This window comes from Chryseobacterium sp. IT-36CA2, from assembly GCF_949767875.1.
Taxonomy (GTDB): Bacteria; Bacteroidota; Bacteroidia; order Flavobacteriales; family Weeksellaceae; genus Chryseobacterium.
Genome location: NZ_CATKPG010000021.1, coordinates 611756 through 635480 on the forward strand (window position 1 = coordinate 611756; position 23725 = coordinate 635480).

A 23725-nucleotide genomic window follows, 5' to 3' on the forward strand; every position below is an offset into this window, starting at 1 on the left:
ACAGAATAAATTTATAAAAAAGCTGAAATGTTCATGAACATTTCAGCTTTTGTTTTTTTGTTGCAAAAACTTTTGAATACACTCTCCTCTCCTATTTCATTAAAAATTTTACATTAAACTCTCCTTAAAATCTACTTGATATATCACAACTTTATTGAATAATTAAATCATAAAGTCTAACTTTGTATAAAACGAAATGAATTTTTATTCATTTTTAAACCCCACTTAATGCTAGAACTTGTACTATCTGCCATCCTATTAGGATTTATGCTGAGCCTGGTTTTTATAGGACCCATCTTCTTCCTTTTAATTGAAACCAGCTTTTCCAGAGGACCGAAGCATGCCCTATCACTGGATCTTGGAGTCATTACTGCAGATTTATTATGTATTGTTGCAGCGTATTATGCCAGTACGGATATTGTAAGTTTAATTGATAAACATCCCGGGTTCTACAGGATCACCTCTATTCTTATTTTTATCTATGGAATTGTGATGCTGGTTACCAAAACAAAGATGCACATGCCGGGTGAAGAAAGGATCATTGGTCAAAACTATTTTAAAACATTTTTCAATGGTTTTTTCTTTAATCTTCTAAATGTTGGAGTCATCCTTTTCTGGCTGGTAACGGTAATTTCCGTAAGGAATCAATATCCGGACACCAGCAGTTTTATTTTATACATAGGCATCGTACTGGCCACTTACCTTTCAATAGATCTTGCCAAGATATTTCTTGCCAAGCAATTTCACGATAAATTAACACAAAAACTGGCCAACCAGATAAGAAGAGTTGTTGGCTGTATTCTTATTATCTTCAGTTTCGCTATTTTTCTGCAGAGTTTCAAAAAGTTCAATCAGTTTGAAAAACAGCTGGAGGAAGCAGAAAAGAAAGAAGTAAAATATCAAAAAACAAAATGAAAAAAATGATCTTTCCAAAGTCTCTTAAAAAAGGAGACAAAATAGCTGTTATTTCCCCTGCAGGAGCGGTAGATGCCTCTCAATTGGATAATGGAATTGAAATGATTAAAAATAGAGGTTTTGAACCCATTCTCGGAGAGCACCTTTATACCAAATTTTCAAACGGATACAATTATGCCGGAACAGAAAAGGAAAGAATAAAAGATATCAACTGGGCTTTAAATGATAAAGAGATCAGTGCTGTATGGGCTTCCAGAGGAGGTTACGGTTGCCAGCATCTGATTCAGCATCTGAAATTGAAAAACTTTACAGAAAACCCGAAATGGTACATCGGATATTCCGATAATACAGTGATACAAAGTTATTTGTTGAAAAAAGGTTTTGTATCCATCCACGGGCAAACCATCAAAACATCCAGTTTTGGGGTTACAGATGAAAGCTATGATCTGATTTTTGATATTCTGAAAGGTAAAAAGCCAAAATATACTTTAGAATCTCATCAATTGAATAAAGAAGGGAATATTGAAGGAGAATTGATTGGAGGTAATTTAGCCCTTATTTATGCCCTTTTAGGAACCCAATATTCTTTCGACTTTAAAGATAAAATCTTGTTTATCGAAGATATCGGAGAAAACTTCTATGCACTGGACCGTATGATCATGAGTCTGGAACTGGCTGGAGTTTTCAATAAAATCAAAGGATTGATCGTTGGTGGCATGACCAATATGGGAGATGAAAAAGAAAATAAAAGCTATGAAGAAAGCTTTGATGAATTTGCTTACAAGCTGATCTCAGACAGAATTTCAAAGTACAAATTTCCTGCGATATTTGGTTTCCCGAATGGACATATTAAGGACAATAGGCCCCTTTTAATTGGTGCAAATATTAAAATGAATATTGGGACTAAAGTAAAGATCGATTTTTAAAAATGAATGATATAATTCTTAAATATTCTTATTCTCCCGGATTTTATGGTGAATTTATATGTAAGGATTTATTGATTTCGCGAACATCTGAAACGCAACTTAAGTTTTTTTGGTATTTTGATCTCGGTTACTTTCCTGATAACGATGAGGAGAGACGTCAACAGAGACGATTTACCACTGTAAAAGATAAATTACCGGAAGCACTGCAGATAATACTTGAAAAAATACAGAAGTCTGATATAAGAGTAATCGTACCTATAGAGACCAAAACTGATAAGGTTGAATATACCACTTCAGTACATGCTTCAAATGAATATTATAAATTGAATATTCAAAATGAAGAAAAGCATATCAATATCCCCTATCATTTTTCTGATGCTTTGATTGAGGGAAAAGATGTAGAACTGTTTTTTGATTTTCATACTAAATTGAAAGCCTGGATTGATGAAGAATTTGAAATAGTATCAGAAGGTAAAGCAGTTAAACTTAATAAAGGAAATAATGGCTCATCATAACGATTTTGGAAAAATAGCAGAAGATATGGCCGCTGATTATCTTCAAAAAAACGGTTATAAAATCCTGATCAGAAATTTCCGTTTTCAAAAAGCTGAGATAGATATCATTGCTGAAAAAGATAATCTTATTATTGTAGTGGAAGTGAAAGCCAGATCTACGGATTTTTTCATTCTTCCTCAGGAAGCCGTTACCAAAATCAAGATAAAATCTATTGTTTCTGCAGCCAATCATTATCTGGAAGAATTTAATAAAGAAAACGAAGTCAGATTTGATATTATCTCCATTCTTCCTGATGAAAATAAGAACTTAATTATTGAACATATCAAAGATGCTTTTCAGGCCTTTGATGCCAATTAATAAATCAATATTATGAAGACAATATTAATTACCGGAGCAACTTCCGGAATAGGAAAATCCACTGCAAAGCTTTTGGCAAAACAAGGAAACAGAATTATTATCTGTGGAAGAAGAAATGAGGTGCTGGAAGCTGTAAAATCTGAGTTATCTCAATATACCGAAGTGTTTAGTTTAATGTTTGATGTAAGGAATCTTGAAGAAGTAGAAACCGCCATCAATTCACTTCCTGAAAACTGGAAAGAGATTGATGTTCTGATTAATAACGCAGGGAATGCCCACGGATTAGATCCTCTTTCAGCAGGTAAGACAGATGACTGGGATTCTATGATTGACGGAAATGTAAAGGGACTACTCTATGTTTCCAAAATGATTATTCCAATTATGAAAACTAAAAATTTAGGTCATATTGTAAATATCAGTTCTGTAGCAGCCAGGCAAACCTATGCCAATGGAGTAGTGTACTGTGCAACGAAAAAAGCAGTAGACGTTATTTCGGAAGGGATGAGACTGGAACTCACTGAATTTGGTATCAAAGTAACCAACATTCAGCCGGGAGCTGTGGAGACAGATTTCTCTTTGGTAAGATTCAAAGGTGATAGTGATAAAGCTTCAACGGTATATGCAGGTTATGAACCTTTGAAGGCAGAAGACATTGCTGATGCCATTGCTTATTGCGTAAATGCCCCGAAGCACGTTACCATTTCAGATATGACAATCTATCCGAGTGCACAGGCAGAGCCAAGAACGATTTATAGAAAATAGTCCAAAATAATGGATTAAATTTGCAGAAAATTAAAAGCAATCTTGCCTTTTGCAATGTTGCAGTTTAGCTTAAAACAAAAAAATGAAAATTCTATATCTGGAAACCTCTTCCAAGAACTGTTCGGTAGCTGTATCAGACAATGAGAAATTACTGTGTTTATGCGAAGAAGTTTCTGAAAACTATAAACAGTCTGAAAGTCTTCATACCTATGTAGAATGGGCTTTGGAAGGATCAGGAATTTCACTTAAAGATATCGAAGCGGTTTCTTTAGGAAAGGGACCCGGATCTTACACCGGTTTGAGAATTGGTGCAGCATCGGCAAAAGGGTTCTGTTATGGACTGAAAGTTCCTTTGGTAGCAGTAAACTCTCTTGAAAGCATGATAGAGCCTTTTTTAGGGGGTAACTATGACTTTGTAGTACCTTTAGTTGATGCGAGGAGAATGGAGGTATATACAGCCATTTACGACGGTCATACAGGAAAAGAATTGTCACAGACCGAAGCGAAAATTCTGGATGAAACTTCTTTTGAAGAATTCAAAGACAAAAGAGTATTGTTTGTAGGAGACGGGGCTAAGAAAGCAAAAGAGATACTGAATCTTCCAGATGCCGTTTTTAATGAAAATGTCTATCCATCTTCCCAATATCTTATCCGCAAGACACTGAAAAAAATAGAAAACAGGGAATTTGAAGATATGGCTTATTTTGAGCCTTTTTATCTCAAAGATTTCCATGGTGTAAAGAAAAAGAAAAGCGAAGAGTAAATCTTCGCTTTTCTTTTTCTTTACTGAGGTCTTGGTGGAGACTTAGATGGTGGTTTATTTTCGTTTGGTTTTTTATCCTTTTGCATCTGTTGTGACGGATTTGTCTGCGGTGGGGCAGTACCCGTCTGGGGCAGTAGATCTACATTTTCCAGTTTCTGTACTTTATCGTTGTTCATTTGTGGAACACCTGTTCCATTCGGGCTATTAGGCTGAGCTGGTCTGCCATCAGGCCGTTGCGGTACAGGATTTCCTTTAGTATCGGTTGCCTGGAAGCTGAGGTCACTCTTCAGGTAATTCAGCATTTCTTTAGCTCTAACACCTTCAGTAGTTTTAGAATAATTCAGGGCAATCTGTTCAAGCTGCAGAATCATGACTTCTTTTCCACTGGATTTTCCTGCATTGAATGCATTGAGCAGATACAATTTAGGAACCAGTGCATCTTTAGGAAACTTTTGAATAGTCTGATCTATGATATTCTTACTTTCCGCAAATTTTTCGGATTCAAACAGAGCATAGGCCTTTTTATATTCATTTTCAACTTCTTCAGTTGACTTTACGAAAGATTTGTTTTTAGGATTTCTGGCAAATTCAGCATAGGAAGTATATGGATAATCGGTTAGTAGAATTTGTTTTGCTCTTTCAGAAGCTTGAGGATTTTTTTCATAATTCATCGCAAAAATCTCATACAAAGCCTGAAGCATTACCTTTTCTTCCGGTTTTACGTCTACAAGATCATATAATGTTTTCGTAGCTAGGGGAGTGTTGGTAAAATAGTTCTGATACATGATTCCCAAACCTAAAGAAGCGGTGTCTCTGTCTTTTTTTAGCTGAGATAATTTACCTTGATCTGTAGGAATCTGCTCAATGTAATAAGCAGGCTCAAAACGTCTTGGATTAGGCGCAGAAGTTATTCCTAATGCTTCATCTTTCATATCCTCAATAGAAGACATTTTCTTTGAAAAACGCCAGTTATCGGCAAGTGCACGATCTCCCCATACTTGCTTAAATGTGGATGTTCCTTTACTTACTGTTCCGGTGTTGCTGAAGTAAAATGATTTTGTCGTTACTCCAAAATCTTCAAAAGCATTAGCAGATCCATTGGCAAAAATAGAATTGGCACTGTAATCTCCGGTATCAAATCCTTTGTTTCTTTCAGCGCGTCTTCTTTCCTGTTCTTCTTTCTCTTCTTTAATTTTTAGTTTGGCGATATATTTCGTAAAATAATCTGTTTTCTGTGTATTATCCATTTTAGCCAAAGAAAGAATACTGTCATTCTTTTTAATCAGATAATAGTTTTTGGATATCTTTTTGATGTATTCAGACTGGTCTTTTAATAAGATTTTTGAAGGCTCATAAGTCATTACTGCAAGTGCAGAATCATAATAACTTCCTGCACCGATGTAATCATTTTTTTCCAGGTAGCTTTTTCCAATTTCGTAATAGGCCAATCCACGAACCTGAGGGTCAGAAACCTTTTCAAAAAGGGATTTTCTGAAGAACTGTTGTGCTTCATCTTTTTTTCCTGCTTTATTGGCCATTAAGCCTAAAGCATAGTAAAATTCATTTTTTCGGGATCCGTAAGTTCCTTTTTTACTGATACCTTCCAGATAGTTTTTTGCTCCGGCATAATCACCTTTACCATTAAAAGTCTTGGCAATGGCAATCTGAGATTTTACTTCAAATTCAAAATCGTTAGCGTATTTGTAAGCTGAAGTATAGCTTTCTCTGGCTTTATCATTCTGACCAAGATTTTCAAGAACCTGTCCTCTCAGGTAAGCAATTCTGCTCTTAAGCTTTCTGTTGCTGTTCAGTTCGAAAGCGTTATCAAGTTCTTTGGCAGCTTCTTCTTTTTTACCAGCATCAAGTAGAGATTCAGAGTAATAAATACTTAGCAGCTTAGCATAGCTTTTACTAATGTCTTCTCCTTTCAGTTTGGCAAAAGTTTCATGCGCTCTGTGATAATCCTTGATTTTATCATAAGCAAGACCCTGATAAATTCTTGCCAATGGAATCCTCTTATCATCTTTCATGTGGGTGAAAACATAATTAAGAGCATCCAGTGCTTCCAGAGATTTACCACGATAAATTCTTGCCTGGGCAAGGATCATATAAGCATCAAAAATGGTCTTGTTTTTTTCTTCACCATTTCTGGTTACAGAATATTTATTGATCGCTTTTAAAGCTTTTGCTTCTGCAATTTCAAGGGTAGTGGCTCCTTTGCCCTGTTCACCATCAGGTCTGGCAGGACCATTTCCTGAAGGTCCTCCAGGTCTGTTGGGTGCTCCGGAATCACCTCTGCCAGAAGGCTTATTGGCTACTTCAGCCATTCTCATAGAGTTTTCGGCAAAAGCCTCGGACTGTCCAAGATCACTTCCTAAAGGTTGATCTTCATAGGTCAGAATAGGAATATAAGGTGCATAAAAATTATCTTTATGCCCTTTATCTCTGGTTGTAAACTCACTGTTCAATGCGTCTTTTGCATTAAAAAGGGTGTTGTAGTATGTGGAAAATCCTTTCAATAGTTTTGATCGCTGCTCCGGCTTTTTTGTTTTGGTAGCACAGGAAGCAACAAGACATATCACTAAAAGGAATAATATATTCTTTTTCATTATTCAATATAACTCGCTAATCTTCTATTTATTATCAGCTGTTTGATGATTTTGTAAAAATAATAAAATTTTATAATGAATAATATTTATATTTCTTGTGGAAATATTTTATTTTTACTTTAACAGACATTCTAAACTTCAATAATTGATTATATCGGAGAGATTTCTTTCAATATTTTGTAAACAAGATGCGTAGGAAGTCCCATAATAGTATAAAAACTTCCTGTCATGTTGGTGATTTTTGCCATTCCCAGCCACTCCTGAATACCATAACTGCCCGCTTTGTCGAAAGGTTTATAGTTTTGAATGTAATACTTGATTTCTTCGTCCGAAAGTTCATCAAGGGTAACAGCTGCTACATCAGTTTCTGTAAAAATTTTATTTGCAGTTTTGATGGTAATTCCTGTATAAACCTGGTGGATTCTTCCGGAAAGACTCCGAAGCATCTTCAATGCGTCGTCCTCATCTTTAGGTTTTCCAAGGATCAGACCGTCAACAGCTACTACTGTATCCGCGGTTAAAAGAACTTCATCAGCTTCCAAACTTCTAAAAGCATCAGCTTTTAAATCAGAAAGATAAGCGGCAGCTTCCTCTATCTTGATATTTTCCGGAATAATTTCTTCACAGTCAATTTTTACCACTTCAAATTCAAAACCCAGGCTGGAAAGTAGTTCTTTTCTTCTTGGCGATTGCGATGCTAAAAGTAATTTCATATCGTTCATTATACAGATTGAGTATTATCGTCATGCCAGTTCCCCTGAACCTTCATCACCTGTTCAATGACATCACGCACTGCACCCGTTCCTCCTTTTTTCGGGGAAATATAATCGGAGATTCCTTTTACCTCTGGAACTGCATTTTCAGGACACGCTGCAATAGCTGAACTTTCCATAATATGAATATCCGGAAGATCATCACCCATAGTCAGAATCTCTTCATTCTTAAGATTATATTTCTTCTTAAAATCCTCAAAATCTTCAATTTTGTTGTGAGACTTCGGATAATAATCCTGGATTCCCAGATAATTGATTCTGTGCTTTACCATTTCATCATTTCCTCCCGTAATAACACCGATCAGATAATTATTTTTTAATGCTTTTACTACTGCATAGCCATCCAGAACATTCATTACCCTGCACATATTTCCTCCCGGAAGAAGATAAACACTTCCGTCTGTGAAAACTCCGTCTACATCAAATACAAATGCCTTAATATCTTTTAATTTCTCTTTATAACTCATACATTTTCTGAATAGAATGATTCATTGTTTTATAAATTTCAAGACTTTCATCTTTTAGTAACTGTTCATGCAGCTGCAAAATTCTTACATCATTTCTTACTGCTGGTCCTGTTTGTGCCTGCTTAGGTTCAATTTCATAAATTTTTTGCACTGTTTCATCAATCAATGGTAAAAAATAATCAAAAGGAATTTCCTGAGAATCTGAAATTTCTTTAGCTCTTGAAAAAAGATGATTCACAAAATTACAGGCGAAAACTGCTGTCAAATGAATATATTTTCTCTTTTCATGGCTGCTTTCCATTACCTTTTCTGAAACCTGCGAAGCAAGATCGAATAATATTTTCTGATCTTCCTCATTTTCTGCCTCTACAAAAAACGGAATTTTTTCATATTCCAGTTCTTTGGATTTTGAAAAAGTCTGTAAAGGGTAGAAGCTGGATTTTCTGTATTCACCGGCTAGCGCTTCTTTTGGAAGAGATCCGGATGTATGGGCTACCAAACTGTTTTTTTTGGTAATGATCTTCGAAACTTCTTCTACAGAATTGTCGCTCACACAGATGATATAAAGATCTGCCTCTTCCAGATGCTCTGTGGAACAAGGAATGTGCAATTCTTCAGAAATTTTACTTAATTCTTTTTCGTTCCTGCCAAAAATCTGGGCCAGGGGAATACTTTTCAAAGTGAAAGCTTTTGCCATGTGATAGGCAACATTTCCGGAACCGATTATTACAATTTGCATATAACAAATATAAGATTTTAAGATGAGCCTGAAAAGGAAGAGGTTTTAGAAATATGATTCCTCTATATAGGCACGTTTATTGCGTAAGTGTCTCATAATATTTAATTTTTAATCTGAAAATTGAATTTTTAATTTAACTTTCAGTTATTTTTGTAATCCAAAACAGTGAAAGCATCTTATGAAGATTAAGGACGCGGAGATTATTTCGTTGATGCAGAATCCACGGACCCAGGATAAGGGAGTCCGGGCCTTGATGGATGCCTATCAAAGCAGATTGTATTGGCACATAAGAAGAATTATTGTGGACGGAGATCTTGCACAAGATACCTTGCAGGAGACTTTTATTAAAGCTTATCAGAATTTTCATCAGTTTAAAAATGATAGCCAGCTATATACCTGGTTGTACAGAATCGCTACCAACGAAGCCTTACAGCAGGTTAATAAAATGAAGAAAATGCAGAAAACTGATGAAGATCCGGAGTATCACATGCAGAATCTTGTTGCTGATAATACAGAAGGAGATGCTGAGGAAATACAGATTTTACTGCAGAATGCTATACAGAGCCTGCCCGAAAAGCAGAAACTGGTATTTATGATGAGGTATTATGATGATTTGCCCTATGAAGAGATATCAAAAATTGTAGATATGTCTGTAGGAACACTGAAAACAAATTATCATTATGCTAAACAGAAAATAGAAGAATATATTAAAGAAAATTACGAAAGATAATTTTTGATCCAACAGAGATGAAAGAGTTCGACATAGAAAAACTAGAGCGTAAAAACATTTACACAGTTCCTGATAATATGTTTGAAAATATTCAGGAGAACGTTATGAATGATATAAAGACAAGTAAAAAAGCACCTGTCTTTAAGCTGAACTGGATGTATGCTGCAGCGGCATCACTGGCTTTGGTCTTTGGATCAATGTATGTTTTCAATTCAGATAATGATTCTACGGAACAAACACTGAGCGCTAAAACAGAATATACTTCCAATAATGAAGAACCAAAGACAGAAAGCGAGAAGGCCTATGAAACTTTAAAATCTGATTTAACTTCTGTTGAAAATAATAATCAAACAGTTGAGAATCAAAAAGGTAAAGATGTTTACGTTTTTAAAGGTGAAGATGAATCTGATAAAATATCAGAAACTCCAAAATCGGTAAAAAAAGTAACAAAAAAAGAAGAAATACAAATGAATGACTACCTGGATTCGTTTTCTAATTCTGAAATTGCAGAGTTAGCAAGTAATTCGACTCAGGACGTTTATTTGGATATATATAATTAATAAAAGATGAAAAAGATATTATTGGCGTTTTTGATAATTTATGGCTTTGGCTTAAATGCCCAGAGGACGGATTATGACTGGAAAAAAATGGATCCTAAGCAAAGGAAAGAAGTCATTAATAGTCTTTCTCCGGAAGAAAGAAAAGAGCTCCTTAAGAAATTCAGAAATGAAATGATTATAGAAAATCTGAATATAGCTCCTAGTGATAAAGCTGAATTTACACAGTTATACAATGAATATCTGGAAAGTCAGAGACAAATTAAGAAACAGTTTAATTTTGACATTGATCCTGAAACATTATCAGATGATGAAGCTAAACAAAAATTACAACAAAGTTTTGAGTTGGGGAAAAGACTATTAGAAGATAGAAAAAAATATGCGGATAAAATGCAGCAGGTAATTCCCTGTCAGAAAGTCTTGAAGCTATTTAATTCCGAAAAAATGATGAGGGATAAAATGAATGAAAGAAAACCTCACGGAAATGATAATAATACTTCAGGGCCTAAACAGAACCCATAATAGTTTATTTTTTTAATGTTGGACGGCTCTTACAGATCTTTCTGTGAGAGCCGTTTAATTTTTATTCTAAATTTCTATTTTTGCCAAAAATTAAGAAATGAAAAAAATATTTTTCTTCTTTTTGCTTTCAGCTTTATGGTCAGCTCAAAAGACAGAAATAATAGAACTTAAAGATAATATCAAAGATAGAAAAGGGCTTACAAGATCTCTTACTTTTATCGATAACAGACCGGATAAAAACATAGGAACTGTTCAGGATAAAAAAAATATTGTTGAGTTTAGATTTGCCAGTGACGATCTTAAAGGGCTTGTTGAAAACTGGTTTAAAGGAGATAATAATAAGGTATTAGGAAATAGTGATATTGTTCTTATGCTTGAAGATCTGAAGATTTATGAAGAGCAGGATAATAACAGGACATTTCCCTATGTGAAAGCCAGAATTAAACTTTCAAGTTTTATTAAAAGAAATGATAAGTATTACTTTATCGGGAGATATAATAATGTGATTGTTTCCAATCCAAATGTAACCACACATCCTTCCATCTTTCTCGCAGGGGAGATTTCGGAGATATTCACTCAATTTGTAAAAGCTTCTTATTATCCGAATATTGCTCCTGGGTATTATATCCCTGAAAGTGAAATCAATAGATATGAAGAATATTTAAATAAAGGGTATAAAGCACTTCATAATGATGTTCTTAAAGATGGGGTCTATACTAGTTTTCAGAAATTTCATAGTCAGGAACCTGATCCGGATTATTCTGTAAAAAAGAATAAAAAAGGAAAAGTGGTACAGCTAATCTATAATGACCTTGAAACTTCTCTTTATAAAATGTACTGTTATGTAGAAGATGGAAAGGCATATAAAACTACACCAGTAGGTTTTGACGAAATGAATAAAGACGCCAAAGGTTTTTACATCTATTCTTCCAGAGCTAATCTTTTTGCTGCTTCCCAAACCGGAGGATTATTTGTAGGAGCAGTAGCCGGAGGATTAGTAGGAGCGTTAATTGGTGCTGCAATTGATTCTTCGTCTGATGCTAACGCTGGAGCAGTTCAGGGTGTTGGATTCAGATCTACCATGGAGTCTAATGTCTATCTTGATTCTTTAACAGGAGGATATATTTTTGAAAAATAAAATGGTTACAGATTTATTGGCTGGAAAATAAAGTATTCCTTGTCAGAAAATAAATAAATTGATACAATAAGATAATGAAAGACAATAATCTCTCGCTTTTTTTTATCTTTGCAAATTACAAGATTCTTAAATGAAAAACATACGAAATTTTTGCATAATCGCTCATATCGACCACGGTAAAAGTACCCTGGCAGACCGTCTATTGGAGTATACGAATACCGTTACCCAAAGAGAATTACAGTCTCAGACGCTTGATGATATGGATTTGGAGAAAGAACGTGGGATTACAATCAAGTCGCACGCTATCCAGATGGATTATGAGTATAAAGGAGAAAAATATATCTTAAACCTTATTGATACACCGGGACACGTTGACTTTTCTTATGAAGTTTCCCGTTCTATTGCTGCCTGCGAAGGTGCTCTTCTTATTGTAGATGCTGCACAAAGTATTCAGGCGCAAACCATCAGTAACCTGTATCTGGCATTGGAAAATGATTTGACAATCATTCCGATTTTGAATAAAATTGACCTTCCATCTGCGAATCCTGAAGAAGTAACCGACGAGATTATGAATCTTATCGGATGCGAATATGAAGATGTATTGAGAGTTTCCGGAAAAACAGGAGAAGGTGTTCACCATCTTCTTGAGCAGATCGTAGATAGAATTCCTGCACCGGTAGGAAATCCTGATGGTCCGCTTCAGGCTTTGATTTTTGACTCTGTATACAACCCGTTCAGAGGAATTGAAGCTTATTTTAAAATTGTGAACGGAAGTATTACTAAAAATGAAAAGATCAAATTCTTTGCTACAGGAAAAGAATATGGTGCCGATGAAGTAGGTACTCTGAAACTGAAGCAGGTTCCAAAGAAAACTATCCAGTGTGGAGATGTAGGATATCTGGTTTCCGGTATTAAAGATGCCCGTGAAGTAAAAGTAGGAGATACCATCACTTCTTTTGAAAACCCTGCTGATGGACCAATTGATGGGTTCGAAGAAGTAAAACCAATGGTATTTGCCGGGATTTACCCAATTGATTCCGAAGACTTTGAAGAATTAAGATTCTCTCTTGAAAAATTAAGACTGAATGATGCTTCTCTGGTTTTCGAGCCGGAAAGTTCTGCAGCACTTGGATTTGGTTTCCGTTGCGGATTCTTAGGAATGCTTCACATGGAAATTGTTCAGGAACGTCTTGACAGAGAGTTCAATATGAACGTGATCACAACAGTACCGAACGTTTCTTATTTTGGATATACTAAAAAAGAACCTGAAGTTCCTATTTTGATCAACAACCCGTCTGAAATGATGGATCCTTCAACGATGGACAGAGTAGAAGAACCTTTCATTAAGGCTTCTATCATTACAAAATCTGACTTCGTAGGAGCTGTAATGACTTTATGTATCGAAAAGAGAGGAGAAATTGTTAATCAGAGTTATCTGACATCAGAAAGAGTAGAATTGATTTTCAATATGCCGCTTGCTGAGGTTGTATTCGACTTTTATGACAGACTAAAATCAATCTCTAAAGGATATGCTTCATTCGATTATCACCCAATCGGATTCAGAGCTTCCAAGCTTGTAAAAATGGATATCCTGATCAATGGTGATATGGTAGATGCTTTATCTTCATTGATTCACGATTCTAATGCTTATTACATCGGTAAAAGAATGTGTGAGAAGCTTCGTGAGCTGATCCCGAGACAACAGTTTGATATTGCTGTTCAGGCTGCATTAGGAACGAAAGTTATCGCAAGAGAAACTATTAAAGCTCTAAGAAAAGACGTTACCGCAAAATGTTATGGAGGAGATATTTCCAGAAAGCGTAAGCTATTGGAAAAGCAGAAAGAGGGTAAGAAGAAAATGAAGCAGATTGGTAGAGTAGAAGTACCACAATCAGCATTCATGGCTGTATTAAAGCTAAATGATTAATTTTTAATTCATTATAAAACAAAAACCGCTTCGTCAGAAGCGGTTTTTTATTGATCTATTTTTTACGGTTATACTTTATTTCCATTGTTTTATACTCTTTTCCCGTCTTGGAATCAGGGCCGTACATTTCCAGTTTTTGAGTATTGTCATCTATAAAGGTGAATACTTCTCTGAAATCACAATCTTTTCCAGGTCTTGAAGGATCTGTCATTTTTCCTTTGAATTCAACTGACTTTGTGGCAGGGTTCCAGTCACCTTCTGAATGCATGATTCCCGTTCCCATATTGTCAATCCATGTACTGACAAACTTCTTCTTTGAATTATCATATCCTACAATGCTCATCCCTTCAAAAGGCATTCCCATAAAATCACCTTTGTGATTAGTCATCTGATAACGGCCGCCAAATATCATTTTATTAGTGGCCTCAGATTTACTTATCATAGGTTTTGCTCCGTTTTCCATCCACATGGTAGTTTCTCCGTTCCAGGTTCCATCAGACTTTGCCAGCATTTTTTGCATTTCTCCTGGAGTTGAGTATTCCATCCAGGATTTCATGGCTGTTGCAGAATCTACAGGTTTCCATTCAGAATTTGAAGCCGTAGAATCTGTTTTATCAGATCCAGCGGAAGCTGTTGTTTTTCCTTTCTCACAAGCTATTAATAAAAAAACTGCAGAAAGAATTGTTAATAAATTTTTCATAATTGTTTAGTTTTAAGAATGTTATAATGATAACTTAAAGATAAGAACTTTTATTGTAATCAAAATTATTTTTTAATACAGGCATAAATCGTAGTTTTGTGTATTCGTAACGCAAATCAATTTATGGAGTCTCCAAAAAAATTACAGGATATAAAAGTGGCTGTAGATGCCGTTATTTTCGGATATTTTGACAAAAAAGATCTTCAGATCCTTCTGATTAAAAGAAATATTGAACCTTTTAAAGGAGGCTGGGCACTACCAGGTGGACTTGTTCTTGATGATGAAAGTGTAGATGATGCGGTAAAAAGAGAACTCTATGAAGAGGCAGGCATAAAGCCCGATTTTTTGGAGCAACTGTATACTTTTGGTAATCTTGGCCGTGACCCAAGGAACAGAGTGGTTTCTGTGGCTTATTTAGGGCTTGTAAACCCATCTTATCATGAACTGTTTGCTGATTCAGATGCGGAAGATGCTCAATGGTTCAGTATTAACAAGCTTCCTTCAGTAGCTTTTGATCACAAAAAAATCATTGAGACTGCTTTAAAAAGACTTCGCACGAAAATTCAGTACCAGCCGATCGGCTTCAATCTTCTCAATGAAGAATTCCCTTTTTCAGATCTTGAAAATCTTTATAAAACGATTGTCGGACAGGAAATCGACAGGAGAAATTTCCGAAAGAAAATCATGAGCTACGGACTCCTTAACGAAACCAATAACGTAAAAAAAGAAGGCAGCGGCAGACCCGGAAAACTTTTTACATTCAACAAGGAAAAATATAAAGAGCTTGAAGAACAGGGCTTTTATTTTGAAATTAAGTAGTTTGTTTTAAACACAAATTTCACGAATAATTTAGCACTAATGTTCACAAATATCTTGGAGCAAAAAATATCACAATATATTCAATAGGAACGGGCTTTAGCCCGTTTTTTTTATGGCCAAATTCCATCGGCTTTAGCCAAAATTTATCAAATTGGTGCCATTTGTGATCAAAATTTGTGTTATTCGTGTTTATATAAATTAAATTTTTATCCTTGATAATCAGTTTGTTAAATTAATTAGTGTGAAATTAACACAAATAAATTTGGTTCATAAAATCATATTCTTTTAAATTTGTGTCAAAATAACGCAATCATGAAATACACTATACAAAATATTACAGAACGTTTTCAGAAGAAGGAAAGAATCAAGTTTCTCTTTTTCTGGGGGCATACAGCAAAAGATATGGTTACCAAATCGTGTTTCAGCCAATGGTTTCCAGGAAGTTTTGAAGAAAATGGGATTACTTACAAAACAGCAGAACATTATATGATGGCAGGAAAAGCCAGATTATTTAATGATCCTGAAACAGAAAAGGAAATCTTAAGTGCAAATACTCCTAATCAGGCAAAAGCCCTTGGTAGAAAAGTGAAAAACTTTGATCCAAAACTTTGGGATGAGCATAAATATCAAATTGTAACCCAGGGAAATTTCCTGAAATTCTCTCAAAATCAAAAATTTAAAGACTTTCTTTTATCAACCGGAGACAAAATCCTCGTAGAAGCAAGTCCTTATGATAAAATCTGGGGAATCGGGATGCTGGAAACAGATAGCAGAGCAGAAAATCCTTTATTATGGAATGGAGAAAACCTTTTAGGGTTTGCTTTGATGGAAGTAAGGGATGAATTAAGAAGGTAAAAACACAAACCAAACACAGAATAGTATTATGGAAAAAACAGAATTGCACCCACAGATATTTCTGATTGAAGATTTTCTGACTGAAACGGAATGTGATCATTACATCAGTCTTTCTCAGGAAAAGGTTTTTGAAGAAGCAAAAATTAATGTATTCGGACGCCAGCAGATGAATAAAGGAATCAGAAATAATGACCGACTGATGATTTTCGATACTACACTAGCTGAAGAGCTTTTCAAAAAGGCTGCAGAATTTCTGCCGCAGGAACACGATGGATATCAGATTATTAACTTTAATGAAATGCTAAGGATTTATAAATATGCTTCCGGGCAGCAATTCAAAATGCACAGAGACGGGAGCTACATCAGAAATGAGAAAGAGAAAAGCTTCTACACTTTTATGATTTATTTGAATGATGATTTTGAAGGAGGAGAAACAGAATTTGAAAATTTATTTACAGTCGCTCCAAAGAAGGGAACAGCTCTTATTTTTCATCATCCTTTAAGACATGAAGGAAAAACCCTGATCAGCGGACAGAAGTATGTTTTAAGAACAGACATAATGTACTCAAAAGTATAAAGAATCCATTAAAAAGGAAGGCATTGCTATGTCTTATTTAATTAGCGTAATATTAACACAAATAAAAATATTTGATCATGGAAGATGAATTAAAACCCAGATTTATCGAATCATTACAAAGAAATAATGATCAGATCAGAGAAGATAGAGCAAAGATCATCGGAGCAGATTCCGAACTGATTTACAGGCGCAGAGTTGAAGATATCGAACTAAAAATCAAAAGACTCGAGCGTGAACAGGAAGGGCTTATTGATATCAGTCCTTTAGACAGAAACAGTCTGACTTTTGCGGATTTTAATCCAGAAGCATTCGTTCAGAAAGACATGGAATTATCATTAACAATCAGAAATCTGAATATTCAGCTCGAAGTAACCCAAAAAAGATTTGAATATTTATTTGGAAAAACACTGTAGTCATGGGAAGTACAAGATACGATTTAGACGCTCGTTATGACAGAGCAAGCAAAGCAGGTTACGGAACAAAATCCGCGGGAGAAATTTTCACCCAGAATGCCAAAAGAATGGCCCACGAATCCATGAATCCTCACGGAATTTCGTTCAGAGAATCCAGAGACTCAGAAGTTCATCCCAATTCAGTTCCTATTATTTTAGGACTGGATGTTACAGGAAGTATGGGACATATTCCCCATGAGTTAATTAGAGATGGACTACCAAAATTAATGGGAGGTATTATCCAGGGAGGTGTTCCTGATCCAGCCTTATTATTTCTTGGAATTGGAGATCATGAATGTGATGGCTATCCGCTTCAGGTAGGACAATTTGAGTCAGGAGATGAAGAACTGGATATGTGGCTTACTAGGACTTATATTGAATCCGGAGGCGGCGGAAATGCGGGTGAAAGCTATCTTTTAGCGTGGTATTTTGCAGCATTTCACACCAGAACAGATGCTTTTGAAAAAAGAGGACAAAAAGGATTACTGTTTACCGTAGGTGATGAACCTTGCTTAAAAACACTTTCTGCATCAGCCATCAGAGAAATTATGGGAAAAGGGCAGCAAACTTATACTTATTTTGAACTGCTGGAAGAAGCAAAGAAAAAATATGAAATATACCATATCAGTGTTCTGCATTCCGATCAGGCATTGAGGGCAGATAGAGGATGGAAAGAATTATTAGGACAAAACTGTGTATCCATAGCAGATCACAGGGAGATTCCTAATGTTATTAAAAATATCATCTGTGATAAGTTTAAAAATCAAAGTTTCGGAACAACAGAAACAGGAGGTTTAGATCAGTTTCAAATGCTTTAGAAATCTGGGATTATCATCAGAAGATGTTGCGATTAAGGATTAAAAAATAAAAAGAAATGAAAAAGGCGCAAATAGTAATAGGACTTGGTTTTGGTGATGAAGGAAAAGGCATTACCACAGATTTTCTGGCTTCTCAGAATCCGGAGGCTGTTGTAATTAGGTTTTCAGGTGGACAGCAGGCGGCGCATACCGTTATGATTGATGAAAAAAAGCATGTGCATTCCAGCTTTGCGAGTGGAGCACTTCGCGGCCTGCCTTCTTATTTTACAGAGCATTGTACCATTCATCCGGTTTTTCTATTGAATGAAAGAGAAGAGCTAAAGACAAAGAATGGAAATGTGGAGCTTCATATTCATCCCTTGGCGAAAATCACAACTCCTTTTGATGTATGGCAAAACAGAACAAATGCCCGTAATCTGGAACACGGAACCTGCGGAAAAGGAGTAGGAGCCACGATGAAAAGAAACGAAAGTCCCTATAAACTATTTGCCGTAGACCTCATAGCACCCAAAGAAATGTTGATAGAAAAGCTGAAAGGAATTGCCTATTACTATGGTTTTGCAGATGAAAATGAGATCACAGAACTTTTACAGCCTTTTTTAAATGCTGTGGAAGCAATTGACTGGAAAATAAATGATTATAACTACCTTGCTTCGTTTGATGACCTTATTTTTGAAGGAAGTCAGGGTATTTTACTCGATATGGATCACGGCGTTTTTCCCAATGTGACCTATGCACATACTACATCAAAAAATGCCTGTGAGATCTGTAAGCTTTTAAAAATTGAAGACATTGAAATGTATTATGTGACCAGAAGCTACTCAACCCGCCACGGAAACGGCTGGATGAGCAATGAAAAACAAATGAATCTGAAAAATAATGAAGAAGAAACCTGTACATTTAATGAGTATCAGAAAGAATTCAGAACTGGGCAAATAGATTACAAACTGCTGAATTATGCCTTAAAGCTGGATAGAGCTTATGTATTCCCGACTAAAAAGAATTTAGTTGTTACCTGTCTGGATCAGATTGATGAACAATTTAAACTGGAAAACCTTGAGGTTGAATTTAATAACGCTTACGGATCTTATTCTCCGTATTCAATAGATTTTAAACAGATTTTTTAATTTCAAAAGAAGAAATCAGGCATAGGATAAAAGCTTTAATTTTATATTTAATGATAGAAAATAATAACCATGAAAACAATACACTATATAAAGGGTGATGCTACCCGTCCTGACGCTGAAGGGAATAAAATAATTGCTCATATCTGTAATGACATTGGATGTTGGGGAAAAGGATTTGTAACTGCCATTTCAAAAAGATGGAAACAGCCGGAAAAAGAATACAGAGAGTGGTTTAAAAGTAAAGAACATTTTAACCTTGGAGAAATCCAACTAGTTCAGACGGAAGAGGATATTTGGATCTGCAATATGATTGCTCAGCATAAGATTATTACACATTCAGATGTTCCACCAATAAGGTATGATGCAGTGGAAGATTGTTTATTGAAACTAACTCATGAAGCTTCACAAAAAAAAGCTTCAGTACATATGCCGAGAATAGGATGTGGATTAGCAGGAGGAAAATGGGAAGAAATAGAACCCCTAATTGAAAGAACATTGCTTGCAAGTGATGTGGAAGTATATGTGTATGATTTTGAATAAACAACGAAAGCCATGAAAACAACAACATTATATAGACCAGTAGGAGAAAAGGAAATGATCTTAATTATAGAAAGCGGATTTAAAAAATTTCCTCCAAGACTGGAATGGCAACCCATTTTTTATCCTGTTCTTAATGAAGAATATGCTTCTGAGATTGCAGAAAAATGGAACACCAGAGACGAAGCAGGAAACTATCTTGGTTTTGTAACCCAATTTGACGTGCAGGAAGAAGTGGCAGATCAATATCCTGCACAGAATGTAGGAGCTAGAAACCACAACGAACTATGGGTTCCTTCCGAAGAGCTGAACAGCTTTAATAATGCAATTGTAGGAGACATCAAAGTAATAAAAGTATTCATAGGAGATGATTTTAAGAAAGCTGGAAATACTGAATTGGAAGACTTGATGTTGAAAATAAAAAAATTAAACAATGACAAATAAAGGAATGGCAAAAGATACCTTAGATATCCTTGCCAAAAAATATTACATAAACGAACATAACGAAAAAATAAATATAGAAAACGAACAGGAAATCAGTAAAAAAGAAACCGTTCTTTTCACTCCGGAACAACTTTCTGAAATAAAAGAATCTCCGATGCCGGAAACCAGTTTTGAAACCAAAATTGAAACCTGGAAATGCAGTTCTTTAAAAGCAATTTTACAATTAGCCGAAGAAGAAAACCAGGAAAAGATCATGTGTCTGAACTTTGCATCAGCAAAAAATCCCGGAGGAGGATTTATCAATGGTGCAGAAGCACAGGAAGAAAGTCTGGCAAGAACTTCAGGTTTATATGAAAGCTTACTTCAGGCTTGGGATTATTATACGATTCACCGTGCAATGGAATCTTGTTTTTATACTGATACAATGATTTATAGTCCTAAAGTTCCCGTTTTTAGGAAAGATAAAGGAGAATTGCTGCTTAAACCCGTTCTGTGCAATTTCATCACCTCTCCGGCAGTCAATGCTGGGGTTGTAAAACGCCGGGAACCGGAAAGAGAACATGAAATTCTACCTGCCATGGATGTCAGAATGGATAAAATGCTTTCGCTGGCTTTGCACAAAGGAAATGAAGTGCTTATTTTAGGAGCCTGGGGATGTGGTGTTTTCAAAAATGACCCAAAAGAGATTGCCGGATTATTCAGAAAATATATCGAGGGGAAATATAAAAATAAATTTAAAAGAGTGGTTTTCGCGGTGCTTACGAAAAAAGAAGAAATGCTGAAACCATTTGAAGAAATACAATGAAAATCAAATTAAAAAAATATAAAGAACAACTACAGGTTTGGCCTGAACAAGGATATCACATCATGGCTCAATATGATGATGAGAAAATTATAGTGTATCAGTCTTATAGAAAAGAAATTGGAGAATTTGCAGTAAAGAATCAATTCTTCGGTGGAGGTTTCAGCCTTGAAAGAATGACATGGATAAAGCCAAATTTTCTTTGGATGATGTACAGAAATGGATGGGGTAAAAAAGAAGGTCAGGAAAGTGTTTTGGCAATTCATTTGAAGAAAGAAGCTTTTATAAAATATCTGGAAAATTCGGTATATTCTTCTTACAATACAAGTTTTGGGATGTCCAGAGATGAGTGGCAGAAGCAGATAAAAGAATCTTCAGTGAGATTGCAGTGGGATCCGGATCATGATCCTTTTGGAAATAAACTGGAACGGAGAGCCATACAGATTGGTTTGAGGAATGAATTTATTAGGTCTTTTGCTAAGGATGATATTCTTTTTATCGAAAATATTTCAGATTTTGTAACAGAGCAATATCAGTTTGTATTGAACGATGATCTAGATAATCTCATTATTCCCGAAGAAAGGCCGCTATTATTTGATGATGAGGTTTTAAATAAAAAACTCAATTTAAGATAAAAGAATTTTTAAAAAAGTGAAAAAATATAATTTCAGATTCGTAGATCAACCTGAAGATCCTAATATTGGACTGACGATTGAAGAGATTGCCTTTCTTCAGAAAGAATTGAATCTGCAGTTTCCTGAAACCTATATTTATTATCTTAAGAATGCAGGAAAAAAATCAAACGTTTTTCCTGTGGAAAATGATGTTATAAAGCTGAAAAAATACCAAAGTCAATTGAAAGAGGCTTTGAAGAAAAGAGACTTGTTAAGTTCAGAAAGTCTTTTTTGTTTCCTGTATAATATTAATTACGAACCTCTTGTTTGTCGGGATTTTGAAATATTTTATTTTTTTAATTTATCAGATCCTAAATCTCCTGATCTTTATGTTTTTGGAGATTTCATCACAAATTATGACTGGCAGGGATATGCTAAAGAGCTTACAAATAAAGAAAATTTTGTAGATTTTATCAATGACAAAACGAAAAAGAAATTTGGACCAAAACTACTTGAAAAAATAGGAAATATCATTTTAGGAATCCTATTGGCGCCTTTTATTATCATCGTGCTGCTTATTGTTGCATTCCAAGTTTTAATAGAAAAAATTAAAAACCAATGAAAAAACTAACCATATTAAGCGGCGCAGGAATCAGTGCCGAAAGCGGAATAAAAACCTTCAGAGACGGAGATGGTCTTTGGGAAAATCATAATGTAACGGATGTGGCAAGTCCGGAAGGATGGAGAAAAGACAGAGCCTTAGTCCTGGAATTTTACAACCAGAGAAGACGCCAGCTTCATGAAGTACAGCCCAACGATGCGCATCACTTATTGGCAGAGCTGGAAAAACATTTCGAAGTTCAGATTATTACCCAGAACATTGATGATCTTCACGAAAGAGCAGGATCTACTAATATCCTTCATATTCATGGAGAATTGTTCAAATCCTGTTCTTGTAATAATAAAGGTTTAATTTATGAACAAAAAGAGGATATCAATATCGGAGACAAAGCAGAAGATGGGGCGCAATTAAGACCATTTATCGTTTGGTTTGGAGAAGATGTTCCTTTGTATCAGACAGCGAGAGAAATTGTGAAAGAATCCGATATTTTATTGGTAATCGGAACTTCTTTGCAGGTATATCCGGCAGCTGGATTGATTCATGATATTAAAGACGACAGCCTTCTAATCGTCATCAATCCTAATGAAACAGGATTTGGCTATGGACAAAGAGCCGTAGTGATGAAAGAAACAGCTACACAGGGAATGAAATTATTGTTTGATAAATTAGTCAATTTAGCCTGATGAAAAACAAAGTAAAAGCAGGAATCATGGGCGTTTGCATTGGCGATGCTCTTGGTGTTCCTGTAGAATTCAAAAAAAGAGAAGATTTAAAACGTTTTCCTGTAACAAAGATGCTGGAATACATGTCCTGGAACCAACCAAAAGGAACTTGGAGTGATGACAGTTCTCTTACTCTTTGTTTAGCGGATGAGCTTACAAAAGGCTATGATCTGGAAAAAATCGGGCAGAGTTTTGTAAAATGGAATAAATACGGTCACTGGACTGCCCACGGAAGGCTTTTCGATATAGGAGGAACAACAAGACATGCTCTGGCAAGATTAATCAAAGGTGAAAGTGCCAGATTTTCAGGAAATATTTTTGAAGAAGATAACGGGAATGGTTCTTTAATGAGAATCCTTCCCCTTGCCTTTTATCTTGAGAAAGAAAATGATATTCAGAAACTCTATCTGACTGTAAAAGAGGTTTCAGCAATAACTCACGGGCATTTCCGTTCTGTTTTTGCCTGTTTCATCTATGTTATTTTTGCCATTCAATTGTTGAAAGAGAAAAGCAAAAAAGAAGCATACGCTTATACACAAAAAATTGCATTAGATTATGCTGAAGAACAGGAATTTAATCCAAATGAAATTGAACTTTTCGGAAGAATTCTAAAAAATGATATTTCTCAATATCCTGAAGATGAAATCAAGAGTGGCGGATATGTCCTTCACAGCCTGGAAGCCTCTCTATGGTGTTTTTTAAACGCAGAAAGCTATTCTGAAGCTGCTTTGAAAGCGGTAAATCTCGGAGAAGATACAGATACAACAGGAGCCATTACCGGAGGAATTGCCGGAATTTATTATGGATATGAAAATATTCCTGAGGAATGGATTGCAGAACTCGTGAGGAAGGATGATATTGAGAAATTGTGTGAGAAGCTAAATACAAAACTGTACAACATTGATAAACCTGTATAGATTTATTTCAGAAAAAGA

29 protein-coding genes are annotated in these 23725 nt (G+C 35.3%); 24 read left to right on the forward strand and 5 right to left on the reverse strand.

The window, feature by feature from the left end; genetic code table 11:
• Positions 1 to 228: 228 nt before the first annotated feature.
• The 6 genes from ACM6F9_RS14265 (at position 229) to tsaB (ending at position 4239) form a co-directional block, all read left to right on the forward strand.
• Complete coding sequence (locus ACM6F9_RS14265; RefSeq protein WP_414846321.1) at positions 229 to 915, forward strand: LysE family translocator; 687 nt, start codon at positions 229 to 231, stop codon at positions 913 to 915.
• Positions 912 to 1841 carry a S66 peptidase family protein gene (locus ACM6F9_RS14270; RefSeq protein ID WP_414846322.1) on the forward strand — a complete coding sequence of 310 codons (930 nt, stop codon included), beginning with the start codon at positions 912 to 914 and terminating at the stop codon, positions 1839 to 1841. The genes ACM6F9_RS14265 and ACM6F9_RS14270 overlap by 4 nt, the downstream gene beginning before the upstream one ends.
• 2 nt (positions 1842 to 1843) lie before the next feature.
• Positions 1844 to 2356, forward strand: coding sequence for a hypothetical protein (locus tag ACM6F9_RS14275; protein ID WP_414846323.1), 513 nt, complete (start codon positions 1844 to 1846; stop codon positions 2354 to 2356).
• Positions 2343 to 2714, forward strand: coding sequence for a YraN family protein (locus ACM6F9_RS14280; protein WP_414846324.1), 372 nt, complete (start codon positions 2343 to 2345; stop codon positions 2712 to 2714). The genes ACM6F9_RS14275 and ACM6F9_RS14280 overlap by 14 nt, the downstream gene beginning before the upstream one ends.
• Before the next feature lie 12 nt (positions 2715 to 2726).
• Complete coding sequence (locus tag ACM6F9_RS14285; RefSeq protein ID WP_414846325.1) at positions 2727 to 3476, forward strand: SDR family NAD(P)-dependent oxidoreductase; 750 nt, start codon at positions 2727 to 2729, stop codon at positions 3474 to 3476.
• A gap of 82 nt (positions 3477 to 3558) precedes the next feature.
• Complete coding sequence (tsaB, locus tag ACM6F9_RS14290; RefSeq protein ID WP_414846326.1) at positions 3559 to 4239, forward strand: tRNA (adenosine(37)-N6)-threonylcarbamoyltransferase complex dimerization subunit type 1 TsaB; 681 nt, start codon at positions 3559 to 3561, stop codon at positions 4237 to 4239.
• Between the two features lie 20 nt (positions 4240 to 4259).
• Here the strand turns inward: tsaB and ACM6F9_RS14295 are convergent, their stop codons facing one another.
• The 4 genes from ACM6F9_RS14295 to ACM6F9_RS14310 all read right to left on the reverse strand — a co-directional run bounded on the left by ACM6F9_RS14295 (position 4260) and on the right by ACM6F9_RS14310 (position 8827).
• Positions 4260 to 6848 (reverse strand): tetratricopeptide repeat protein, encoded by a 2589-nt coding sequence (locus tag ACM6F9_RS14295; RefSeq protein WP_414846327.1) that lies wholly within the window; start codon positions 6846 to 6848, stop codon positions 4260 to 4262.
• Positions 6849 to 6997: 149 nt separating this feature from the next.
• Positions 6998 to 7561, reverse strand: a complete 564-nt coding sequence (locus ACM6F9_RS14300) for a Maf family protein (RefSeq protein ID WP_414846328.1) — start codon at positions 7559 to 7561, stop codon at positions 6998 to 7000.
• An 8-nt stretch (positions 7562 to 7569) separates the two neighbouring features.
• Positions 7570 to 8088, reverse strand: a complete 519-nt coding sequence (locus tag ACM6F9_RS14305; protein ID WP_089693341.1) for a KdsC family phosphatase — start codon at positions 8086 to 8088, stop codon at positions 7570 to 7572.
• Entirely contained in the window at positions 8078 to 8827 is a 750-nt protein-coding gene (locus tag ACM6F9_RS14310; RefSeq protein ID WP_414846329.1) for a Rossmann-like and DUF2520 domain-containing protein, read from the reverse strand. Before ACM6F9_RS14310 ends, ACM6F9_RS14305 begins: the two co-directional genes overlap by 11 nt.
• A 178-nt stretch (positions 8828 to 9005) precedes the next feature.
• On the opposite strand from ACM6F9_RS14310, the gene ACM6F9_RS14315 reads away from it, so the two are divergent.
• The 5 genes from ACM6F9_RS14315 to lepA all read left to right on the forward strand — a co-directional run bounded on the left by ACM6F9_RS14315 (position 9006) and on the right by lepA (position 13701).
• Positions 9006 to 9557 carry an RNA polymerase sigma factor gene (locus ACM6F9_RS14315; RefSeq protein WP_105702317.1) on the forward strand — a complete coding sequence of 184 codons (552 nt, stop codon included), beginning with the start codon at positions 9006 to 9008 and terminating at the stop codon, positions 9555 to 9557.
• A gap of 17 nt (positions 9558 to 9574) precedes the next feature.
• Positions 9575 to 10117 (forward strand): hypothetical protein, encoded by a 543-nt coding sequence (locus ACM6F9_RS14320; RefSeq protein WP_414846330.1) that lies wholly within the window; start codon positions 9575 to 9577, stop codon positions 10115 to 10117.
• 6 nt (positions 10118 to 10123) lie between these two features.
• Positions 10124 to 10636, forward strand: coding sequence for a hypothetical protein (locus ACM6F9_RS14325; RefSeq protein WP_414846331.1), 513 nt, complete (start codon positions 10124 to 10126; stop codon positions 10634 to 10636).
• A 97-nt stretch (positions 10637 to 10733) separates the two neighbouring features.
• On the forward strand, positions 10734 to 11774 hold the full coding sequence (locus ACM6F9_RS14330) for a hypothetical protein (RefSeq protein ID WP_414846332.1): 1041 nt from the start codon (positions 10734 to 10736) through the stop codon (positions 11772 to 11774).
• A 130-nt stretch (positions 11775 to 11904) separates the two neighbouring features.
• Positions 11905 to 13701, forward strand: a complete 1797-nt coding sequence (lepA, locus tag ACM6F9_RS14335) for a translation elongation factor 4 (RefSeq protein ID WP_414846333.1) — start codon at positions 11905 to 11907, stop codon at positions 13699 to 13701.
• A 55-nt stretch (positions 13702 to 13756) separates the two neighbouring features.
• Here the strand turns inward: lepA and ACM6F9_RS14340 are convergent, their stop codons facing one another.
• Positions 13757 to 14401, reverse strand: coding sequence for a DUF1579 domain-containing protein (locus ACM6F9_RS14340; RefSeq protein WP_414846334.1), 645 nt, complete (start codon positions 14399 to 14401; stop codon positions 13757 to 13759).
• Positions 14402 to 14524: 123 nt separating this feature from the next.
• Here ACM6F9_RS14340 and ACM6F9_RS14345 point away from each other — a divergent pair, with 123 nt between their 5' ends.
• The 13 genes from ACM6F9_RS14345 to ACM6F9_RS14405 all read left to right on the forward strand — a co-directional run bounded on the left by ACM6F9_RS14345 (position 14525) and on the right by ACM6F9_RS14405 (position 23707).
• Positions 14525 to 15220 (forward strand): NrtR DNA-binding winged helix domain-containing protein, encoded by a 696-nt coding sequence (locus ACM6F9_RS14345; RefSeq protein WP_414846335.1) that lies wholly within the window; start codon positions 14525 to 14527, stop codon positions 15218 to 15220.
• Between the two features lie 312 nt (positions 15221 to 15532).
• Positions 15533 to 16075, forward strand: coding sequence for an NADAR family protein (locus tag ACM6F9_RS14350; RefSeq protein WP_414846336.1), 543 nt, complete (start codon positions 15533 to 15535; stop codon positions 16073 to 16075).
• Positions 16076 to 16103: 28 nt separating this feature from the next.
• On the forward strand, positions 16104 to 16652 hold the full coding sequence (locus ACM6F9_RS14355; protein ID WP_414846337.1) for a 2OG-Fe(II) oxygenase: 549 nt from the start codon (positions 16104 to 16106) through the stop codon (positions 16650 to 16652).
• A 77-nt stretch (positions 16653 to 16729) separates the two neighbouring features.
• Positions 16730 to 17065 carry a hypothetical protein gene (locus ACM6F9_RS14360; RefSeq protein ID WP_114819600.1) on the forward strand — a complete coding sequence of 112 codons (336 nt, stop codon included), beginning with the start codon at positions 16730 to 16732 and terminating at the stop codon, positions 17063 to 17065.
• 2 nt (positions 17066 to 17067) lie between these two features.
• Complete coding sequence (locus tag ACM6F9_RS14365) at positions 17068 to 17922, forward strand: hypothetical protein (RefSeq protein WP_414846338.1); 855 nt, start codon at positions 17068 to 17070, stop codon at positions 17920 to 17922.
• Positions 17923 to 17978: 56 nt separating this feature from the next.
• Positions 17979 to 19049 (forward strand): adenylosuccinate synthetase, encoded by a 1071-nt coding sequence (locus ACM6F9_RS14370; RefSeq protein WP_414846339.1) that lies wholly within the window; start codon positions 17979 to 17981, stop codon positions 19047 to 19049.
• 69 nt (positions 19050 to 19118) lie between these two features.
• Positions 19119 to 19589 carry a macro domain-containing protein gene (locus ACM6F9_RS14375; protein WP_414846340.1) on the forward strand — a complete coding sequence of 157 codons (471 nt, stop codon included), beginning with the start codon at positions 19119 to 19121 and terminating at the stop codon, positions 19587 to 19589.
• 12 nt (positions 19590 to 19601) lie between these two features.
• The gene (locus ACM6F9_RS14380; RefSeq protein ID WP_414846341.1) at positions 19602 to 20030 is read left to right on the forward strand and encodes an ADP-ribosylation/crystallin J1; all 429 of its coding nucleotides are present in this window, start codon (positions 19602 to 19604) and stop codon (positions 20028 to 20030) included.
• Entirely contained in the window at positions 20020 to 20835 is an 816-nt protein-coding gene (locus tag ACM6F9_RS14385) for a TIGR02452 family protein (protein ID WP_414846342.1), read from the forward strand. The genes ACM6F9_RS14380 and ACM6F9_RS14385 overlap by 11 nt, the downstream gene beginning before the upstream one ends.
• Positions 20832 to 21467: a DUF4291 domain-containing protein gene (locus tag ACM6F9_RS14390; protein ID WP_414846343.1), complete on the forward strand. Its 636-nt coding sequence runs from the start codon at positions 20832 to 20834 to the stop codon at positions 21465 to 21467. The genes ACM6F9_RS14385 and ACM6F9_RS14390 overlap by 4 nt, the downstream gene beginning before the upstream one ends.
• Before the next feature lie 16 nt (positions 21468 to 21483).
• Entirely contained in the window at positions 21484 to 22068 is a 585-nt protein-coding gene (locus tag ACM6F9_RS14395; RefSeq protein ID WP_414846344.1) for a hypothetical protein, read from the forward strand.
• A complete protein-coding gene (locus ACM6F9_RS14400) occupies positions 22065 to 22751 on the forward strand; it encodes an SIR2 family NAD-dependent protein deacylase (RefSeq protein WP_414846345.1) in 687 nt (228 codons plus the stop codon). Before ACM6F9_RS14395 ends, ACM6F9_RS14400 begins: the two co-directional genes overlap by 4 nt.
• Positions 22751 to 23707: an ADP-ribosylglycohydrolase family protein gene (locus tag ACM6F9_RS14405; protein ID WP_414846346.1), complete on the forward strand. Its 957-nt coding sequence runs from the start codon at positions 22751 to 22753 to the stop codon at positions 23705 to 23707. Before ACM6F9_RS14400 ends, ACM6F9_RS14405 begins: the two co-directional genes overlap by 1 nt.
• The last annotated feature ends 18 nt before the right edge of the window (positions 23708 to 23725 follow it).

What these genes read in the sequence shown, in the direction of transcription:
- ACM6F9_RS14265 (WP_414846321.1), top strand. Translation starts at nt 229, where the DNA reads ATGCTAGAACTTGTACTATCTGCCATCCTATTAGGATTTATGCTGAGC.
- ACM6F9_RS14270 (WP_414846322.1), top strand. Translation starts at nt 912, where the DNA reads ATGAAAAAAATGATCTTTCCAAAGTCTCTTAAAAAAGGAGACAAAATA.
- ACM6F9_RS14275 (WP_414846323.1), top strand. Translation starts at nt 1,844, where the DNA reads ATGAATGATATAATTCTTAAATATTCTTATTCTCCCGGATTTTATGGT.
- ACM6F9_RS14280 (WP_414846324.1), top strand. Translation starts at nt 2,343, where the DNA reads ATGGCTCATCATAACGATTTTGGAAAAATAGCAGAAGATATGGCCGCT.
- ACM6F9_RS14285 (WP_414846325.1), top strand. Translation starts at nt 2,727, where the DNA reads ATGAAGACAATATTAATTACCGGAGCAACTTCCGGAATAGGAAAATCC.
- tsaB (WP_414846326.1), top strand. Translation starts at nt 3,559, where the DNA reads ATGAAAATTCTATATCTGGAAACCTCTTCCAAGAACTGTTCGGTAGCT.
- ACM6F9_RS14295 (WP_414846327.1), bottom strand. Translation starts at nt 6,848, where the DNA reads ATGAAAAAGAATATATTATTCCTTTTAGTGATATGTCTTGTTGCTTCC.
- ACM6F9_RS14300 (WP_414846328.1), bottom strand. Translation starts at nt 7,561, where the DNA reads ATGAAATTACTTTTAGCATCGCAATCGCCAAGAAGAAAAGAACTACTT.
- ACM6F9_RS14305 (WP_089693341.1), bottom strand. Translation starts at nt 8,088, where the DNA reads ATGAGTTATAAAGAGAAATTAAAAGATATTAAGGCATTTGTATTTGAT.
- ACM6F9_RS14310 (WP_414846329.1), bottom strand. Translation starts at nt 8,827, where the DNA reads ATGCAAATTGTAATAATCGGTTCCGGAAATGTTGCCTATCACATGGCA.
- ACM6F9_RS14315 (WP_105702317.1), top strand. Translation starts at nt 9,006, where the DNA reads ATGAAGATTAAGGACGCGGAGATTATTTCGTTGATGCAGAATCCACGG.
- ACM6F9_RS14320 (WP_414846330.1), top strand. Translation starts at nt 9,575, where the DNA reads ATGAAAGAGTTCGACATAGAAAAACTAGAGCGTAAAAACATTTACACA.
- ACM6F9_RS14325 (WP_414846331.1), top strand. Translation starts at nt 10,124, where the DNA reads ATGAAAAAGATATTATTGGCGTTTTTGATAATTTATGGCTTTGGCTTA.
- ACM6F9_RS14330 (WP_414846332.1), top strand. Translation starts at nt 10,734, where the DNA reads ATGAAAAAAATATTTTTCTTCTTTTTGCTTTCAGCTTTATGGTCAGCT.
- lepA (WP_414846333.1), top strand. Translation starts at nt 11,905, where the DNA reads ATGAAAAACATACGAAATTTTTGCATAATCGCTCATATCGACCACGGT.
- ACM6F9_RS14340 (WP_414846334.1), bottom strand. Translation starts at nt 14,401, where the DNA reads ATGAAAAATTTATTAACAATTCTTTCTGCAGTTTTTTTATTAATAGCT.
- ACM6F9_RS14345 (WP_414846335.1), top strand. Translation starts at nt 14,525, where the DNA reads ATGGAGTCTCCAAAAAAATTACAGGATATAAAAGTGGCTGTAGATGCC.
- ACM6F9_RS14350 (WP_414846336.1), top strand. Translation starts at nt 15,533, where the DNA reads ATGAAATACACTATACAAAATATTACAGAACGTTTTCAGAAGAAGGAA.
- ACM6F9_RS14355 (WP_414846337.1), top strand. Translation starts at nt 16,104, where the DNA reads ATGGAAAAAACAGAATTGCACCCACAGATATTTCTGATTGAAGATTTT.
- ACM6F9_RS14360 (WP_114819600.1), top strand. Translation starts at nt 16,730, where the DNA reads ATGGAAGATGAATTAAAACCCAGATTTATCGAATCATTACAAAGAAAT.
- ACM6F9_RS14365 (WP_414846338.1), top strand. Translation starts at nt 17,068, where the DNA reads ATGGGAAGTACAAGATACGATTTAGACGCTCGTTATGACAGAGCAAGC.
- ACM6F9_RS14370 (WP_414846339.1), top strand. Translation starts at nt 17,979, where the DNA reads ATGAAAAAGGCGCAAATAGTAATAGGACTTGGTTTTGGTGATGAAGGA.
- ACM6F9_RS14375 (WP_414846340.1), top strand. Translation starts at nt 19,119, where the DNA reads ATGAAAACAATACACTATATAAAGGGTGATGCTACCCGTCCTGACGCT.
- ACM6F9_RS14380 (WP_414846341.1), top strand. Translation starts at nt 19,602, where the DNA reads ATGAAAACAACAACATTATATAGACCAGTAGGAGAAAAGGAAATGATC.
- ACM6F9_RS14385 (WP_414846342.1), top strand. Translation starts at nt 20,020, where the DNA reads ATGACAAATAAAGGAATGGCAAAAGATACCTTAGATATCCTTGCCAAA.
- ACM6F9_RS14390 (WP_414846343.1), top strand. Translation starts at nt 20,832, where the DNA reads ATGAAAATCAAATTAAAAAAATATAAAGAACAACTACAGGTTTGGCCT.
- ACM6F9_RS14400 (WP_414846345.1), top strand. Translation starts at nt 22,065, where the DNA reads ATGAAAAAACTAACCATATTAAGCGGCGCAGGAATCAGTGCCGAAAGC.
- ACM6F9_RS14405 (WP_414846346.1), top strand. Translation starts at nt 22,751, where the DNA reads ATGAAAAACAAAGTAAAAGCAGGAATCATGGGCGTTTGCATTGGCGAT.